Origin of the sequence: Dyadobacter psychrotolerans (assembly GCF_004349265.1) — a bacterium.
Taxonomy (GTDB): domain Bacteria; phylum Bacteroidota; class Bacteroidia; order Cytophagales; family Spirosomataceae; genus Dyadobacter; species Dyadobacter psychrotolerans.
The window spans coordinates 18308-37104 of the sequence record NZ_SMFL01000005.1 but is presented as its reverse complement, the minus strand read 5'-3'; the positions used below and the strand labels follow the sequence as shown (position 1 = coordinate 37104).

Here is an 18797-nt window from a genome sequence, read left to right as displayed (position 1 = left end):
CGTTTAAGGTTAAGGTTTAATAAAAAGGGTATTTTTATTCAAGCTGATGTTCACACCACTTGCTTTTAAAACATCGATGACCTCTTCGAGGCGGGACGAACGGGGCATGTTACCACCAATTCCTATGTCCGGTACTTTACCGTTTTTGTAAACGATCTCTACATTATACCATCTTGAAATTTGTCTGAGTATAACATCCAGACTCCGGCCGGAAAAGTGAAATGAACCTTCTTTCCAGGCCAGAACGTCGTTTACGTCAACCTTTGAAGTTGTAAGCGTACCTTCATTATCACATTGAGCCTGCTCACCGGGTTTGATGAGAATATTATTTTTAGCGGAAGTCAGCTTAATCGATCCTTCAACCAGAGTCGTTTTAATCGAAGGTTCATCTGCATATGCATTGATATTAAAAACAGTACCTAGAACCGTAACCTCCATGCCTCTGCTTTTTATCCGGAACGGGCTTGCTGTATTTTTTGTAACCTCAAAAAAACCTTCTCCTGTCAGCTCCACACTTCGGGCAGACTCACTGAATAAAGCCGGAATCTTCAGACTGCTCCCCGCATTTAGCAAAACAGAAGTTCCATCCGGCAAGTGAATTTTATAAGTATCTCCATTGGACACAAACAGCGCATTGTAACCTTGTCTTTTAATTTTTGTTTTATCTAAAACCGTGATTTCCAGTTCTCCCTTTGCACTTTTAAGTATTCTAAAAGCATCGGTTCCAACAGTTTCACCCAGGCTCAGCTGTTTGAGAGAAATCTTTTTTTCACCTTCCAGCATTAGGACGCTTTCATGCAAACCGGTTGGTGAAATATCGCCGGAAATTTGGCTGGCATGCTCCGTCGCCGGCTGCCATACGATCGTCAGGTAAGCCAGAGTTCCGATCCCCAAAGCCAGCAAAACAGCCGCTGCATAACGGAAAGACCATAAAGAAAAAATAGAATGTTCCTTCGTTTGCTGTCCCTTCCTTCGAATAATGCTTAAAAAAGCGTTATTGAGAATCATCTCCGTTTCTAAGGAAGATTTTTCCGAAGAGGGATCATTCAGATTTTCGTCAATAAACTTTTCAATCAGCTCACGATCCTTTCCCGACTTAATGTAGGCGAGCAGCCACCTGGCTTCCTCCTCCGTACATTGATTATTCCGGTAACGAATTAGTAAATCTTTGATGTCCATAATCCATATTGATTGGGTATTATGGATAATACAGTCAGCGGCGAGAGTCCATCTGCCCGAAATGTATTTTTTTTATAAAAATTTTAATTGTGCTGCTTCTTGTACCAAGAATCCTGGGGAATAAAGTGCAGGATCGGTTCCGGCCTTTTTTAAATATAAAAAACAGATCAAAACTGTAAAATACAACGAACCTTAACTACTATACGTCAAATCTGTAATGCCAGTATAAAAGAAGATTTATTATGTTGCAATGATGGAATCTTCTTAGAAATCAAGAAAGGTAAAAAGAAGCACCATGTATGTTTGCGAAATATCTTTCAGTTGATTTTTAAGAAAATGGGTTGCTTTAACAATGTGGTCATTGATCGTAGCCATTGAAATTCCCAGCAGCCTGCTCACCTCTTCATAACTTTTGCCTTCTATCTTGCATAGAACAAATATTTTCTTCCTTTGAGGCGGCAGCATATCTATCGCTGTATTGAGGCTGTCTTCTATCTCCTGATGAAGTACATTTTCCTCGACGTGTGTGTAAAATTCTGATTTTGTAGCCGCCATATAGGCCGTCATCTGCATTTCCAGAGAGGATCTTTTCAGATAATTATAGACCATATTTCTGGCAATTGTAAACATATAGGAACGGAAAGAGTTTTCGGGATCAATGACTTCTCTTTTTTCCCAGACTTTTATAAAAACATCCTGGAGAAGCTCACTTGCTACTTCTTTGTCTTTGACCATGTTCAGAATGCTCCGGTAGATACGTACGCTGTAAATTCGGTATAATTCCTCAAAAGCACGCTCCTCACCGCAACGAAGCCGCAGCATAATCTCCTTTTCCCGATCTGAAATACCACCTGCTCCCATTAACCATTCTGTCTAGAATCCGGAATTATTATAACCCGCCTTTGAAGATTAAACATTATGTTTTTATGATATGTCGGTATGTTACAGATGAAATGAATCTACTTCATATACCAACAGAATTATAAAAACAATTATAACAAAAATACCATTTCAGGACTATCCTACTCTTCATTTGTCATAATTAATGGTAAATATTATACTTGATCGCCAATTTATACCATCTAAAACCGAAAAACCCGCCTATTAAAACAGGATTTTCTCCCCCTGGGTTAAACCGTTTTTCTGACCTTTGGTCAATAACAAATCTTGTTTTCCAAACCATTACTTAACAGACAAAATTCAAATGGCGTATTCTACAAATTTTAGCAAAAGTGGTTACAGGTTAGTTCTCACAAGAAGTACCGGTTAACGGATATTTAATAAAAACGGATCTGCCGGAAGCGGTTCTGTGCTTTGTTTTAAAAATTTGGTTTAAAATCTTAAGCTGTACATCATGACTATTCCTAAACGCAACACCTTTTTTCTGTTACTGGCCTTAATTCCTATTTTCCTTTTTACAACTAAAGCAAATGGCCAGGGAAGCAACGACTTTACAATCATTCGCGACCGGATCTTTGCTAATATCCAGGCCGGCTCGGTTACCTCGCTGGATGCGCAGGTCACAACTTTATTAAGTTCTTTATCTCAAAACGGTTCCTGGCCCGACATCGATTACTCCTCCACAAGCCAGACCGATTGGGCGCCGGGAAATCACCTGACAAGAATGGGAATCCTGGCTAAGGCATATTCCAATGCTTCAAGCACATATTATGGTCAAAATAATTTAAAGACGAAGATCGAAACGGTGATGTTTTACTGGCTTTCGCTCAGTCCTGCCCCAACCAGCACCAACTGGTTTTACCTTTCTATCAGCGCACCAAAAGATATTGGTAATACTTTGATATGTCTGAGAAAAGCCCCGGTTGGAATTTCAACGGAACTGGAAAACCAAATGCTTGCCTGGATGAACAAAGGCACTGCCATTACCAGCTCGCCCGCTAAAGACGGCTCTAACCTGACCGACGTTGCCCAGCATTATCTGATGAGGGCCTGCCTTACAGAAAACCAAAGTTTACTCAACCAAACTATCACGGCGGTAACTGCATCCATTGTTGTCACTACCGGTGAAGGCATTCAAAACGACAACTCTTATACCGCTCACGGTCCCCAGCTTTATGTCTATGGCTATGGACGCGAATATGTATCCGGTATCAGCAACATAGCAGTTTATGTAGCTGGAACGGAATACGCTTTTCCCAGCGACAAACTCGCCATTTTTTCGGCGTTTGTCAGAAATGGATTTATTAAACCTTCCCGCGGTGCTTATGCCGACTACAATCTTTTTGGCCGGGGTGTGAGCCGTGCGAATGCAGGTAAGGCTGATGTGGCTCTGATACAAAAAGTAAAAGGCTTCGATCTTGCCTCCTATGCAACCGAATACGACAACAGTATCCAGCGTATGCAGGGTGTTCAGCTCCCATCCTATAACGTCTCGGCTGAACACATTCATTACTGGCGAACAGATTACAGCATTCACCACCGGTCAAAATATATGTTTGGTCTGAGAAGTGTTTCTTCCAGGAATGCCAAATCCGAAATGGGAAATGGTGAGAATATCAAAGGTTACTACCTCACCGAAGGTGCAAATTACATCGCAGTGAAAGGAGATGAGTATTACAACATTTTCCCGGTTTGGGAATGGAATAAAATACCGGGCACAACCGTCCCGGAAATAACCACCTACCCTGTTCGAACTGCGTGGGGTGTAAATTTTGGCACCGTTCAGTTTACCGGTGGTGTTTCAGACGGTACCTACGGAGCCAGCGCTTACGCGATGAACGATTATGGCACGACGGCAAAAAAATCCTGGTTCTTTTTTGATGATGAAATCGTTTGTCTCGGTGCAGGAATTAATTCTTCTGCTGCCCAGGCAATTAACACAACTGTAAATCAATGTCTTTTAAAAACGGATGTTACTGTAGCCGATGCAGCAGGAAACACCAGTGTCCTTTCCAAAGGATTACGTGATTACTCCGGAAATTTAAAGTGGGCGCATCAGGGTGATGTTGGCTATTTCTTTCCAAACGGAGGTAACCTTTCTCTGAGCAACCAGGCGCAGACAGGCAGCTGGTCAGCCATTAATACAACAGGTTCTGAGAGCGCGGTTGCTACTGACGTTTTTAAGGTCTGGTTTAAACATGGAACCACGCCTGCAAATGCTTCTTATGCCTACATTGTCACACCCGGCAAAACATCTGTGTCCGAAATGCAGAATTACGATACAACATCGGTCAGTATTTTGTCAAATACATCTGCCGTTCAGGCTGTACGTCACAATACACTGGGAATCTGGCAGATCGTATTTTACACAGCCGGAGAGTTTACAAATGGCGATGTTACCGTGAAAGCGAACAAACCATGCGTACTGATGTTAAAAAATTTGGGACAAGACCAGGTATCACTGCATCTTGCCGACCCGTCACAAAGTGCCGCCCAGATTTATATAGGATTAAAAACTGCACAATTTACGGAAATGAAAGGGGTTAATTTCACCATGCCGCTTTCCGCTATGGCAGGTAGTACAGTATCAGGAAGTATTTCAACCGGAAGCGAAACTTACAACGAACCGGTTGAACCGCTTCTCAAACTTGAAAGTGTGGCTGACGCCTTCGTACGCAGCGGCGGAACGGGAGCAACTGCCGTTTACGGAACAACAAACTATGGTACTGAAACGGTGCTTACCGTAAAAAAGGAATCGGCAGGATATGACCGGGAAGCGTTTATCAAATTTGATCTGAGTGCTTTGCCAACAGCGATTGACAGTGCCGTTATCCAGTTGCGGGTGAATAATGCCAATACTTCTGTAACCAACACAAAATGGGTCTATTATCTGGCAGACGACAACACCTGGACAGAAACGGGACTGACATGGAATAGCAAACCTGCCGCGGCAACGAAACTTGGTGAGCGGATAGGAACTACTGCAAATTCTTTTGTTAAACTAAATATTACCGCTGCGGTTCTGGCAAAACTGAGTGCAGATAAAATCATTTCAATCCGCGTTGCTTCCGAACCTACAACTACTGATGTGGCCGTGATCAGCAAAACAGACGCATCTTTCAGTTCCCGTGAAAATACAAATGCAGATTACCGGCCGCAGTTAATCGTTTACCGGCACCTGTCACCGCAGGAAGGCGCCAAAAAAGATTCGATACTAACAACAGCAGATTCTTATGCAAGAAGTAATACTGCGACCACTAATTACGGTACCCAGGGTTATCTTGTAGCAAGAAATAAAACCGGGGATGTTCAGGAAATATTTTTAAAATTTGATTTACACGGCCTTCGTCGCACGGTGGGCAACGCAAAACTGCGCCTCTATGCGATCGAGAGCGCAATCACAACCGGCTGGCAGGTATACAAGACCGCAAACAATTATTCTTCGGGCAGCGAAGCTTGGGCAGAAACAGGCATTAACTGGAACAACCGGCCAGCATCGGGCACACAGTTGGGCTCCGCAGCTTCCCAGCCTGCCGCTGGCTACGTTTATTTTGATATTACTTCCGCCCTGCAAGGTATTGCGTCCGACAGTATTTTAACTTTAAAAGTAACCGCAACAACGGATGTTTACAGTTCTTTCCGTTCAAGAAATTTTGCAACTGACGCTCTCCGGCCAAAAATAATTTATGAATACACTCCTTCCCAGCCTTCCGCTTTACCGGTTGATCTCATCAGCTTTAAAGCGGGTACAGAAAACCTGGCAGTATACCTAACCTGGGAAACGGCTTCAGAGGAAAATAATGCTTCCTTTGAAATACAGCGAAGTGAAGACGCCCGTAACTTTCAAACCATCGGGAAAGTGCGTGGTAACAATTCAACGACTATAATCAGCAAATATAATTACACGGATACGGGCGTCAGCTTTACGAACCAGCTTTATTATAGATTGAAACAAATAGACCTGGACGGTACAACCACAGTTTCATCCGTTATCCAAGTTCGATTACAGGGTGTTGAGCCATCAATTACGATCGGGCCAAACCCGACAACAGAAAATCTATCGGTATTTTTACCTGGCAGAATCACAGAACCAGCTGTGATACAGATTATTAATAAAGCCGGCAAGACTTTATTTGAAAACAAAATCTCAGACATTTCCCGCGTCGATTTTGATTTACACGAGCAAACTCCCGGAATTTATTTTGTTAGAATTCTGCAGGGAACACGACAACCACAGATTTTCCGGTTCGCTATCGCAAAGTAAGAATTATTAGTTTTAAGTTAAATCAAAAAGTCAGCCGGGAAAGAATAATTAACTCTTTTCCGGCTGACTTTATCTTAATATTATTTCCGGAATACGGCTTCAAATCCTGCGGGTGCATAAAAAACGAAAATAACCGCAGGCCACTGACACCGACAAGTTATACAATTCTTTGATTCACCAACTATTTTAGTTAAATTGAAAAAATAATATCCCGATAAATTGAAATACAAACCTCAATCCCGCGCCCTTTAATGTCAAATTTGATCATTATCAGGCACGGTCAGTCTGAATGGAATTTAGAAAACCGCTTTACAGGAAGTACAGATATTGAACTTTCCGTAGCAGGCGAAATGGAAGCCGCAAATGCAGGCAAACTTCTCAGAAAATATTCGTTTGATGAAGCTTTTACATCTGTTCTTGTAAGAGCTGTTCACACACTTAACATCGTTTTGAAAGAAATCGATAAAGTGTTGTTGCCCGTTACCAAAACAGCTGCTTTTAACGAAAGAAGTTATGGCGACTTACAGGGCAAGAATAAAATGGACATGATCAAGAAATACGGATCTGCCCAGGTACTTTCCTGGCGGAGAGGTTATGATACAACACCTCCACACGGTGAAAGTCTGAAAGATACTTATAACCGGGTTGTAGCCTATTACGACAAGGAAATTGAGCCTAAGCTGCGCGCGGGTAAAAATGTTCTTATCGTTGCACACGGAAACAGTCTTCGGGCTCTGATGATGCACATTGAAAAAATCAGCGAAGTAAAGATTTCGGATACAAACCTGAAAACAGGGATCCCAAGATTGTACGAATTTGATTCCGGAATGAAAGTCGTAAAGGCTTCTTACATCAGCTAGCTTTCTATTTTCAAAATTCGAAAAACGGCTTCGTTCACACTTCTCCGTTATTTTGCTGCCAAAAGGGTAAACTTATCCTTTTGGTTTCTTTATGCGTTTTATTGTAGCTTGTTTTTCTGGTTAGTTTATATGTATTTGCCACGGATGTGGACGAATTTTACACGAATATAAATTACTCTGCGGAATCGGCGCTTTTACTCCCTTTCTCTACTTGAAATATTCTGGCTATTTCTTACTTTTCCGGAAATCAATTTCAAATGAGCTTAATTAAAGACATTTATTCTCCGTCCTTCTACGACAGGTTTGCCAACACCATGGCAGTCGTTATTCCTTCCTTTGACAAAAAGAACTTCATTGAAAAAATATTTACGGATGAGTTTAAGACTTTGGAATGGAAAGAACGAATGAAACATACGACCCGTGTTTTTTACACTTTCCTTCCTGAAAACTATCCGCAGGCAATCAATATCATCGAAAAAATTATTGATCAGCTGCGGGCGGACAATTTTGGAGAAGATGGCCTTGCATTCGTCTTTCTTGCCGATTACATCGAAAGCTACGGACTGGATGATTTTGAAACTTCGGTAAAAGCTCTTGAAATCGTTACCCGGTTTATCAGCTGCGAATTTGCTGTCAGGCCGTTTATCATCAAATATGGGAATCGCATGATTGATCAGATGGTCGTCTGGTCCAAACATAAAAATCACAAGGTGAGGCGGTTTGCCTGCGAGGGAAGCAGACCGAGACTTCCCTGGGCGATGGCAATCCCGGCACTTAAAAAAGATCCGAAACCATTAATTCCCTTGCTGGAAAACCTGAAAGCAGATCCTTCTGAATTCGTAAGAAGAAGTGTTGCTAACAACATCAACGACATCGCAAAGGATCATCCTGATATCGTAATTGCTCTTGCTGAACGCTGGAAAGGGATCAGCAGGGAAACGGATGCCATCATCAAACATGGCAGCCGGACGTTGTTAAAACAGGGTCATACTGAAATATTAAAACATTACGGATTAGTAAGCGAACAGATCGCTGTCGCCGATCTTACCATACTTACACCTGAAGTGAAAATTGGTGATAGCCTGGGATTTACTTTTAACCTGGAAAACCAGGGTGAAACCCCACAAACCGTCCGCCTCGAATATGGCATCTATTACCGAAAAGCAAAAGGACATCTTGCCAGAAAAGTTTTCAAAATCAGTGAAAAAACTTATCTGCCGGGCGAAACAATCAAGATTCACAGAAAACAGTCTTTCCGGATCATTACGACCAAGGTATTTTATATCGGCCAGCATGAGTTGTCCGTAATTGTAAATGGAGAGGAAAAAGGTAAAAACACTTTTGAGGTATTGGAAGGATAATAGACATACAGTTTCAAAATCAATCCTGAATTTTCCTGCCAAACAACTTCAAATGTAAATCAATGAAAGGCTTAATATAGAGCCCGTCCGGGGACGATTCATCACTGGCATAGGTCATTGACCATCTTGTTCGATCAATGGAAACTTTCCCTTCGACAGAGATTTTTTCTTCATCCAATATTATTTTGGCAGGAAACGATATCGAATGTTTTTCTCCCAATATAGCAAGGTCTCCGCTTATCAGATGCTGAGCACCGGCCACTGCTTCCGGATTCCGGCCGGAATAACTGACGATACCGGTCATAGTAAATTGTACTGCCGGATACATCGCCATGTTAAAAAAATCTGCGCTTTGCAGGTGATGGACGATCTGTTTTTTCAATGCATCATTTGGCAGATTTTTATTCACCATGGAGGACAGCGGCATGCTAAACGAACCCGCCACGACTTTGCCATCCTTAACGATCATACTATCGCTTTTCACAGAAATTGTTCCGGAATTAAAATCTCCGTTTTTTAGATATCCTTTCCATTCAACCACCGATTTACTTCGATCAACACGATAATGTTCCGTGGATTTTGAGTTACAGCCGCAGGTAAGAAGGGCTGCCAAAATAATGATCACAGCATTTTTCATGAGACGATTTATTTTCATTAATCAGGGTTGTAATACTAATTTCCGGCCTTTTAAAATTCAATAACCGGCATTGCTGAACAGGAAGCAGCAGCGATTTTCCAGCAGTTCTTTTTTCTCTTCCAGACACGCATGTACAGATATCTTCCTTCAAAAGGTTTTCCCCGGTACCTGCCTCTTATCCGTTCAATAACCATCACCATTGCTGTATTTCCGGTTAGATTTATCTGTTTATCATGAATGTCTGTATGCCTGATCATAAGTTCTCCCGAACGATATGTTTCCAGATCCGTTGAACAGGTTGTGATCTGACCGTTTTTGTCTATAAAAAGTAATTTATCACTAAGCATGTCCTCCAGGGCACGCTGATCACCGTGCTTAACGGCCTGCATTAAACGTTCCTCGACTGCTGCGATTTCGTGCTGATATGGCATAACTGATTGACGAGTTTCTCTTACCCTGAATTTTAATGATGCAAAATTCAGTAAAAGCAGCCTCCGGAGGTTATCAATATTGTTTCAAAAACTATAAACCAGGTCGCAGCCGGATACAACAGACTGTAAATAAGCAATAAATAAAAAATAGAAGCGATAAACCGGCGTTTTAGGAACGGGATTTTTAGTGATTCAAAATAAACCAATTCGAACTGACATGAAAAATCCAATTTACCCACCTGACGAAACCCACGTGTTCTTCACAGACATGCAGGGAATAACAAGAAGAGGCATTTACAAAAGGGAATCAAAAGGTTATGTAGAGCTTTCAGAAGTTGAAATGCCCATGGAAACCAAATTCGTTTTCCCGGTAGATGAAATTGTTAGATGGGAACAAATAAAAGACCACGATATTGATCTGACAAAATTTATACTTTGAGGCAACGGAAGAATTTTGAATGATAGAATGAAGCCCCCCCCGTCATTCTATCATTCAAAATGTTGAGTTCTTAATTCTTAATTCTTAATTCTTAATAACTACTCACTTCCCAGCGACTTAACGGGATTATCGATAGCCGCTTTGTAAGTCCGGGTAATGATAATTAACGCTCCTAAAATCAGAAGTACCGCAAAACACAATCCCAGGGTTTCAAATCCAATGGAAACATGATATGCAAAATTGAACAGGAACGCATAACCGGCCAGATAACCCAGAGGCAATGCAATTCCGCCTGCGATACTAAGCAGCAGCACAAAATCCTGAGAAAGTAACCAGATAATCTGTTTTACCTCTGCACCCATTACCTTTCGGATTCCAACTTCTTTGATGCGTGTCTGGGTATTGTAGGTAACCATTCCCAACAGTCCGAGACAGGCAATTGAGAAAGATAAGCCTATCAGCAGAGCCATGAAACTCATGTCTTCCGCATGCGAATGACGATTGTACAAATAGTCCGCATACCATTGCCCATCGAAAGGCTCGTAAGGTTTTAATCTTTTCCAGATTTGTTTTACTTCTTTTAAAACACTTTCTGATGTGTTAGGAGTAACTGCAACACTCAGAAAACTGAGATCCGGAATACGCGTAGTTAATATCAGCGGCTTGATAGCGGTACTAAAACTAGTAAACCTGAAGTCTTTCACAACGCCTGCGATCTGCACTTCGGTGCTGTCATTCAGCCACAAACTTTTCCCGACCGCATCCCTGTTGGTACCAAGTCTGAATTTTTTTACCGCTTCTTCATTAATCAAAACCATCCGGCCAGTTTCACGGTCTCTTTCCTGCACATCCTCACCCGCAGCAAGGTTTAAATTCATGGTTTTTACAAAATCATTAGCAACAAAAAAGTTGAATGTAAAGGCAGAATCTGCTCCTTTGGCCTGCCACTTGACACTTTGAGAATTACCATAAGATCCAAACAGTTCAGAAGTTCCTGAAACGCCCTCCACGCCGGCAATTTTGTTAACTTCATTAGCCAACCGGTCATATGGCAGGCCATTCAGTGGTATATTTAAAATGTCACGGCTGCGAAAGCCATAGTCGGCCGTGGCCATATAGTGATGCTGCCGCATCATCGTCACGAGCGCAATCATGGCGATAAGCGAAATGGAGAACTGGACAACAATCAATGTGTTTTTTAAGGATATTCCGCGCAGCACTTTAATTCCTGAATGGCTTCTCAAAACTTCAGCAGGCTGCAATCCGGACAAAACCCTCGCGGGCACAATACCTGCGAGCAGCCCCGCAACTACACTAAACGCTACAAAAATGGCCCATAATTGCCAGTCCCATACCACACCGCTAATAAGCCACTGCTGCACAAATGCCATGGGTTTCACCAGTTCCAGCATCAGCCAGGCAAGAGAAAGTGAAAACAGGGAAAGCACGACCGATTCGGCCATGAATTGTCCCAGTAGCTGCCAGCGCAAAGCACCTGATGTTTTCCGGATACCAACTTCGCGGGCTCTGCTCATGGATCGCGCAAGTGTGAGGTTGATGTAATTAAATGCAGCCATCAGCAACGTTACCAGCCCCACTATCATCTCTACCATCAAACCCGTCATCGGCGGCTCGTAGGTCGAACCTGCTAATTCTTCCCGCGACGGTGAAATATGGTTAAGCGCCTGAATCCGAAATCCATACGCTTTTGCCATTGTCTGTTTTAGCGATTTTGTGGCTCTTCCCGCAATTCCCGGCAGAATTTTTTCCAGCTGGACCTCCCTGGTGCCGGGCTTGAGAAGAACATAGGTATAAAACTTTCCATAATCTTCCCAACCCTTATCATAACTCATTTTATCATCATTAAGCGAAAATAAAATATCAAATTTTAAGTGGGATTGTTTAGTGGTTTTGGCAAAAATACCTGTTACCACGGCAGGATCGTTGCCGTACTGATGAATCACTTTTCCAATCGGACTCACTTTCCCAAAAAACTTTTCCGCTGTTTCCTGTGTAATTACAGCCGTTCCAGGCTCAGCAGCTGTTCGCCCCGACGACAGCGGATATCCAAATATTTGATAAAAACTCGTGTCCGCAGCGAACGAAAGCACTTCCAGACGTTTATTGTTAGCGGACACCTCGCCATAAGTTCGTTTTAGACGGGTGGAGCTCTCAATAAAACTATAATCCTGTTTCAGACTTGCGGACAGTGCAGCAGGAGCGGTCGCAAACGCCATCCAGCTATTATCCTTACCCTTCACATCTGTAAAAACACGGAAGATTCGATCTCCGTAAGGGTGAAAATTGTCGTAATCATATGCCCCTTTGATATGCGCAATTGCGAGCAGACAAACCATTAGTCCGGATGCAAGTCCAAAAACATTTATCAGGGAAAAGAGCTTGTTTTTCCACAGGTTTCGTAAAGCGATTTTAAGGTAGCTTTTTATCATGTAGCAGAAGGTTCAGATACAGCCACCATATCCCCAATTTTTGTACCAAAATTAAAATGCACACTCAGCCGCCGTAATAGCATTTTCCTTGAAAAATCATTGTACGATATCGGACAGAGCCTGTTCAATTTTAAACAAATGATAACCTGGACTGGCAGTAATTCGTCATTTTCCTTTTCTGACCGGGCTGGCTTAAATTATACTATAAAAGCGCACTTCTCAAACGGTATCCATTATTTTACCTTTGTAGAAATAAATCGAATTGATTCCAAAAATTATAAGCGTAAATTTTGAATACTTTCCAAAAAAATCTAAAATAAAATATTTAGTAACATACTTAAAACGAATAGATTACATAACAAATAACATTCAGCGAATATTTTTCAAAACCGAAGCACAAACGTTATAAGTTATTTCTTTTACTATATATTGCTAACCGTTAACTAGAAAAAAATTGATATTTTTGCAAAATATATGGCATAGACTTATATTGAACCCTTAGAAAAACTTCTCTTAAAAAGTATCAACGTCCACCCTTAAATTATTCAACATGATGAACCTCCTTTACATAAATGACATCGAAAGAAAGTTACTTTCCGGTACTAAACAAAATTCTGTTTTTTCTCGTCGTTTGCCTTACCACAAGGCCGGCTGAGCTTCACGCCCAAACAAGCATAATTGAAAGATACACACTTACACAGTACACCGACGAAAACGGACTGCCTCAGAACAGCGTCAAAAGTATCGCTGCTGACCAGGAAGGCTTTGTCTGGCTGGCAACCGAAAACGGCCTTGTCCGGTATGATGGACATCACTTTTACACATACGACAAATTTAATCTGAACATTGAAGACAGCAGAGTTTATGCTGTTCAGCGATCCATAAACGGTAAGGAAAGGGAAACCCTATATGCGGGAACTGCATTCGGGAAAAATGAGTTTCTGCGGATTGAAAATGGCAGGGCTGTTAAGGACACGCTGTATGCCCTCAACAGTTTTTGGTCGAAACCTCATGTTAAAGAAGGGCACATAAATACTTTTATAGCTTCCGGACTTCCCACTATCCTTAGAAAATACGGCGCAAGCCAGCAACATTATGCCGTACCGCTTATTGATGATCACGGTTCCTACTATATATGCGACAAGGACAAAGTAACCCTGTATTCCAAAAATATAAAAGCGCCGGCCATACCTTTTGCAACAAACACTTTTCTCAACTTTTTTCTAATTGGCAAACAGCTTTATCATTACTCAGAAAACGGCAAGATACATCGGTTTGAAACTTCACGGACAACTGAATTGCTATTAAAAGGCGACATACTAAAAAATGCCTCTTACAAAGGCACGAAACAAGGTGTTGAAATTTACTGGAACAATACGAATGATCAAACCTTTCTATATCTGAACAAATGTCTCTATGTTCTGGAGAAAGGGAACGGCGGACACATGAATACTATGCTGATTGTCAGAGACTTTGACCTTTTAGCGCACAATATTTTTTCTGTTTATTACAACAGTCCAAATAAAAAGCTATTCCTGGGAAGCATTACGCAGGGATTATTTGTAATCGAAAATCAGCCATTTAAAACTTTGGTTACTCCTGGCGGAGAAATGGAAAACGTATTTTACGCGCAGACTGCCTTTGGTAAGAATGCTGTACTTACTTCCGGAGGAATTATTCTAGGTCAAAACGAAAACACAAAACAGACTGAATACCAATATCTTCCTGCTCTGCAGAAAGAACATGCTTACGACAAACGTGGTATTTTAACAGATGTACAGGGAAATATCTGGATAAAAAACGGCGCAAGGCTTGACCTCTTTAATTCGTCGGGCACGAAACTGATAAACAAATGGGAAGTCGGAGACGAGCTAAAGCAAATTTATCTTGCTAAAAATGGACTGATATGGATCGGTTTAAAACATAAAGGACTGTATTTTATAGATCCTTTAAATGCACAGACGGGACCAAAATTATTTCTAAGCAAAGACCTTACTGCCATTTCATTCATAACATCCAAAACCGAAAACGTTTTGCTGGTTGGCACAGAACATGGTTTGTATGAGGTAAATGTTGTTAGCAAAACGTCTTTGTTTATAAAAGGAACCGAAAGAACATTTATTCGAAGCATCTACGTCGCCCGACAGGACGCGATCTGGATTACTTCCCTCGACAAGGGAATTCAGCTATATGGTAAGCACGGAATCGTAACATTTCCGCTTGACAAAAAACGTTATCTCGCTTTGGCACACTGCATTACCGAAGACCTCAACGGCTTTTTTTGGATCCCCGCCAACAGGGGATTGTTCCGGATCAAAAAAGAGGACCTGCTTCACTATGCAGCAGAAAAAGCTACCGGGAGAGCTTTAGAGACACTGGATTCGGATTTATACTACCATTATTTTGATAAAAGAAAGGGTTTTTTAACCAATGAATTCAACGGAGGCTGCCAGCCGTGCGGACTACAACTGGATAATGGATATCTTTCATTCCCTTCTCTCAAAGGCCTGGTCTGGTTTATTCCTGATGAAACTTCCGGAACGCTTCCGTCAGGTAAGATATTCGCGGACCGGGTGGAATACAACAACCATTCTTTCCCGATCTTAACTGATACGGTTAGGCTGCCACTCACTCCGAGAAACGTTCGCTTTCGTTTTGCAATTCCTTTTTTTGGTTCGAGTGACAATATCAATGTATCCTATGCCCTTATTAAAGATGGAGAATATAAAAAGACAGACTGGAATCCGGTTAACAGCCAGGACATCAGCATTTATTTTTCCAGTCTCAGTTCCGGCGAATACACCTTGTATTTAAAAAAGCTGAATGGTTTTGGTAAGGATAATGTAACGATCAAGAAAATCCATATTTCTGTACCCCTTTTATGGCATGAAACCTGGTGGACACGACTGATATTTACATTGCTTGTTATCTTGGGTCTGTATCTGTATGTAAGATGGAGGTTAAATAAGGTGAAACACGAGAACCGTCGGCTGGAAATCAAGATTGCAAGCCGTACCAGCGACCTGCAGATCTCACGGGATCAGCAGGAAAAGCAGTTGCGGATTATGTCGAGGCTCATTACGTCAATGTCGCACGACATCCGGTCGCCCTTAAATTACATCGGCCGGACATCCAGGCAGATCTCTACACTGATTAAAAAGGGAGAGTTTGACGAAGTTGCCGAAATTGGTGATCTGATCACCGATTCGACGCAAAATATGAGCCTTCTGATCAAAAACCTGCTGGATTATATTAAAGCTTATGTTTACGGAAGAACTATGAAATTCGAGCCGATTCACCTTAAAAACCTGGTCGAAACAAAACTTCTCGTATTTAAAAACATTGCAGAACTAGGCAAAAACAGGATTTCAGTCAGCATTCCGGACGATCTGAATGTACATTCAGATGCGCAGATGTTGGGGATCATAGTCCATAACCTGATCGACAACGCCATAAAGTATACCAGCGAAGGTACAATTCAGATCTGCGCTGGAAGTCAGTCTGAACTGGACGTAACAAAAGACAAAGAGGGTATTTATCTGGTATTTTCAAACAACGGATTTCCCCTTTCCGCCACCCTTCTGGAAATGTTCAACCGTGATAATAACGAAGGCACAATAGAACCCGAATCCGATGCAGGCCTCGGCTCATTCCTGATCAAAGAGATTTCGGAATTAATATCTGTCCGCCTGAATGTCACACAAACAGAAACGACGAATTTTTATCTGTTGTTCGATAAAGAGCAGTAAATTTCTCACCATTAAGGAATTAAGAAACACTAAGTCTTAATAAGCCTTAACTTCTCAATGATAAACTACCCCTTCCCCCCCCCTTCCTTCTTCCCTAGTCCCTCACCCATACAATTCAATCTTCTTCATTAGACTCCGGTCGTCGTTTACGTTTAGTTTGGTATAAATGCGTTTTTTGTAGGTACTGATCGTATTTTCCTTTAACTGGAGTGTTATGGCTATTTCCTTGTTGCTTTTTCCTTCCCCAAGCAAGCGCATCACATGCAGTTCCCGGGAGGACAAACACATTTCCGGATCTTCCACTTTACGGTCGGTATTTCCTACATTGGCCAGCAGAATCTCCTGTATCTTGTCGCTGACATATTTTTGCCTGCTTATAATTGTTTTCCAGGCAAGTACAAAATCGTCATGAGAGGCTGTTTTCGACAGAAAGCCATCTGCGCCGGATTGCATATAAGGCAGCGCATATAACTTTTCATCATGACCGGAATGAACCAGAATCCTGACATCCTCCTGTTTTTCGCGGATCCGATTGATCATCCTGATTCCTTCCCCACCCGGAATATCGATATCCAGTATGACCACATCCGTTTCAAATTCTTCCAGTAAAGACAATCCCTCCATAAAATCACCCGCCTGCATGACTTCCGCATCCTTGTCGATTTCACTGATTGTCATTTTCACACCCTTCCTGATCAAAGGATGATCTTCAATAATTAATACGTTCATAACTTTGAGTATTGTGTTTACCAGACAAATTTAAAATTTTATGCCGGCAAAAAACATAATACAACCACAGTCCGCAAAAGCAGCGGCCCAGCTAAAATAATAACAAACAGGAAATTAAGTAAAAACCGCCTAATTGATCTCCCAAGCACGCCTAAATACAAAAAAAGAACTGGCATCCTAGGAGAAAACCATCTCATTCCCGATAAAAGTCTACAACTTCCAAGACACCTTTCTACATTACTACGACTAGCTCACTCTGATCATGCATTCTTTCTCCCTGCCATTTCCCCAATCCCCTGCCCCTTCGCGCTATTCCTCCTTCTTCGACTTCTTAAACAACTCAATCACATTCGAAACATCCATCTTTTTAAAGATTCTGGCCTTGTGCGTACTGACGGTTGTAAGTTTCAGTTTAAGTTCCGTAGCAATTTCCTTCGTCCACTTACCTTCAAGCAGGAGAGCGAGAATTTCGTTTTCCCGGTGCGACAGCTCCGTGTGGTCCTTGGTTTCCTTCGGGGATATACGTCTGTCGAAGAAATTGTTGGTGATGATCTGCTGAACCGACTTGCTTACATACTTTCCATGGTTAACCACCGCCTGCAGCGCGGTTACGCATTCTTCGAGCGGCGCATTTTTGGAGAGGAAACCATTGGCACCGGCAGACAGGAAACGAAGTGCATAACGCTCTTCATCCTGGCCCGTAAAAATAAGGATTGGAACGTCCTGCTGCATTTGCCGCAGTGCCCCGATCATTTTAGTTGAATCGCCGCCGGGAATATCAAGATCCAGAATTACGGCGTCCACGGCTGGCCCGGTTTCCAGTAGTCTAAGCCCTTTCTGAAAGTTTCCTGCTGCGTGCAGGATGGTTTTGGGATAATAGGTTTTCAAAATCGTTTTAACCGCCGAGACCACGATTTCGTGGTCCTCGATCATCAGTATGTGTCCGTGTTGCGTCATGAGTTATTGTATTGATTTAGAGGGTGCAAGTTATTTCTATTCACTTTATGATACATTCAAAATTACTTCGATTTTGCCCACTTCTCGTTAGAAACATTTCTATAAACGTCATGCAGTAGTACTATAAATTCTCAATTTTATATACTTTATATTTGTGCCATAGCCAACAATAGCCTGACAGCTAAAATTTAAACCCGGAACTTAGCAAGGCTGAAAAACAACATATACAACCACAACCCGAAGAACTATGAAAAACAACTACATCTATTATCTCCCGCCTTTGTATCACCAACAACTGCACAAGGCCACTCCATAACTTTACTATCCGCCGGTACCAACTAGACGCTTTCGTTTGAAAGCCGGCAATTTCGCGTATACGTATATCTACATTCGTTATATAAAAGCGATGATTAAATTAAAGCAGCTGAACCAGCGGTTATGGATTAACAACCTGATATCCGGAGGCCCGTCCGGTGGCTGGCAAAAGTGTTGACAAAGTAACAAAATAAGTGCTAAAACAGCGACAGGATGTTTGTCGCAGACAGTATGTAGAAGTATTATGAGAGGCCTTTAAAATAGATTTAAACAAACCGGTAGATATGCTTTTGCCGTAGAATCAGGAAATAGTATTACATAGAAAAATTTCTATTTTTTTTCATTAAGCTTCTGTTACCTAATGATTTATAAACCGTCTACCTGATACCTGAATTTCGGATTTTTTTACTGCCTGAGCTGAAAAACAATACACTATACACATTATAAAAGGGCTCTCCTACGGGAGAGTCTTTAAAACAGGGCACTAACAAATGAAATGAAGGAAACACACCTGAAACGACCATAT

At 41.8% G+C, this 18797-nt stretch carries 12 protein-coding genes; 5 read left to right on the top strand and 7 right to left on the bottom strand.

The genetic code is table 11. The features are described from left to right. Nucleotides 1-9: 9 nt before the first annotated feature. Nucleotides 10-1179, bottom strand: coding sequence for a FecR family protein (locus E0F88_RS14660; protein ID WP_131959025.1), 1170 nt, complete (start codon nucleotides 1177-1179; stop codon nucleotides 10-12). Nucleotides 1180-1443: 264 nt separating this feature from the next. Continuing rightward, nucleotides 1444-2040, bottom strand: coding sequence for an RNA polymerase sigma factor (locus E0F88_RS14655; RefSeq protein ID WP_131959024.1), 597 nt, complete (start codon nucleotides 2038-2040; stop codon nucleotides 1444-1446). A gap of 493 nt (nucleotides 2041-2533) precedes the next feature. On the opposite strand from E0F88_RS14655, the gene E0F88_RS14650 reads away from it, so the two are divergent. From E0F88_RS14650 to E0F88_RS14640, 3 genes are all read left to right on the top strand, one after another. Next, nucleotides 2534-6343, top strand: a complete 3810-nt coding sequence (locus E0F88_RS14650; RefSeq protein WP_131959023.1) for a polysaccharide lyase family 8 super-sandwich domain-containing protein — start codon at nucleotides 2534-2536, stop codon at nucleotides 6341-6343. Between the two features lie 251 nt (nucleotides 6344-6594). Continuing rightward, nucleotides 6595-7203 carry a 2,3-bisphosphoglycerate-dependent phosphoglycerate mutase gene (locus E0F88_RS14645; RefSeq protein ID WP_131959022.1) on the top strand — a complete coding sequence of 203 codons (609 nt, stop codon included), beginning with the start codon at nucleotides 6595-6597 and terminating at the stop codon, nucleotides 7201-7203. A 257-nt stretch (nucleotides 7204-7460) separates the two neighbouring features. Continuing rightward, nucleotides 7461-8564 carry a DNA alkylation repair protein gene (locus E0F88_RS14640; protein WP_131959021.1) on the top strand — a complete coding sequence of 368 codons (1104 nt, stop codon included), beginning with the start codon at nucleotides 7461-7463 and terminating at the stop codon, nucleotides 8562-8564. Nucleotides 8565-8583: 19 nt separating this feature from the next. Here E0F88_RS14640 and E0F88_RS14635 read toward each other — a convergent pair whose 3' ends face one another. Both E0F88_RS14635 and E0F88_RS14630 read right to left on the bottom strand, forming a co-directional pair. Next, nucleotides 8584-9219 (bottom strand): YceI family protein, encoded by a 636-nt coding sequence (locus E0F88_RS14635; RefSeq protein WP_131959020.1) that lies wholly within the window; start codon nucleotides 9217-9219, stop codon nucleotides 8584-8586. Nucleotides 9220-9251: 32 nt separating this feature from the next. Next, on the bottom strand, nucleotides 9252-9632 hold the full coding sequence (locus E0F88_RS14630; RefSeq protein WP_131959019.1) for a nuclear transport factor 2 family protein: 381 nt from the start codon (nucleotides 9630-9632) through the stop codon (nucleotides 9252-9254). A 217-nt stretch (nucleotides 9633-9849) separates the two neighbouring features. Here E0F88_RS14630 and E0F88_RS14625 point away from each other — a divergent pair, with 217 nt between their 5' ends. Next, on the top strand, nucleotides 9850-10071 hold the full coding sequence (locus E0F88_RS14625; RefSeq protein ID WP_131959018.1) for a hypothetical protein: 222 nt from the start codon (nucleotides 9850-9852) through the stop codon (nucleotides 10069-10071). Nucleotides 10072-10169: 98 nt separating this feature from the next. On the opposite strand, the gene E0F88_RS14620 is transcribed toward E0F88_RS14625, so the two are convergent. Further along, nucleotides 10170-12521 carry an ABC transporter permease gene (locus tag E0F88_RS14620; RefSeq protein ID WP_131959017.1) on the bottom strand — a complete coding sequence of 784 codons (2352 nt, stop codon included), beginning with the start codon at nucleotides 12519-12521 and terminating at the stop codon, nucleotides 10170-10172. A 572-nt stretch (nucleotides 12522-13093) separates the two neighbouring features. On the opposite strand from E0F88_RS14620, the gene E0F88_RS14615 reads away from it, so the two are divergent. Beyond that, nucleotides 13094-16270 (top strand): sensor histidine kinase, encoded by a 3177-nt coding sequence (locus tag E0F88_RS14615; protein ID WP_131959016.1) that lies wholly within the window; start codon nucleotides 13094-13096, stop codon nucleotides 16268-16270. Between the two features lie 102 nt (nucleotides 16271-16372). Here E0F88_RS14615 and E0F88_RS14610 read toward each other — a convergent pair whose 3' ends face one another. Next, the gene (locus E0F88_RS14610; protein WP_131959015.1) at nucleotides 16373-16999 is read right to left on the bottom strand and encodes a response regulator transcription factor; all 627 of its coding nucleotides are present in this window, start codon (nucleotides 16997-16999) and stop codon (nucleotides 16373-16375) included. 309 nt (nucleotides 17000-17308) lie between these two features. Continuing rightward, on the bottom strand, nucleotides 17309-17956 hold the full coding sequence (locus tag E0F88_RS14605; RefSeq protein ID WP_131959014.1) for a response regulator: 648 nt from the start codon (nucleotides 17954-17956) through the stop codon (nucleotides 17309-17311). Nucleotides 17957-18797 lie beyond the last annotated feature (841 nt).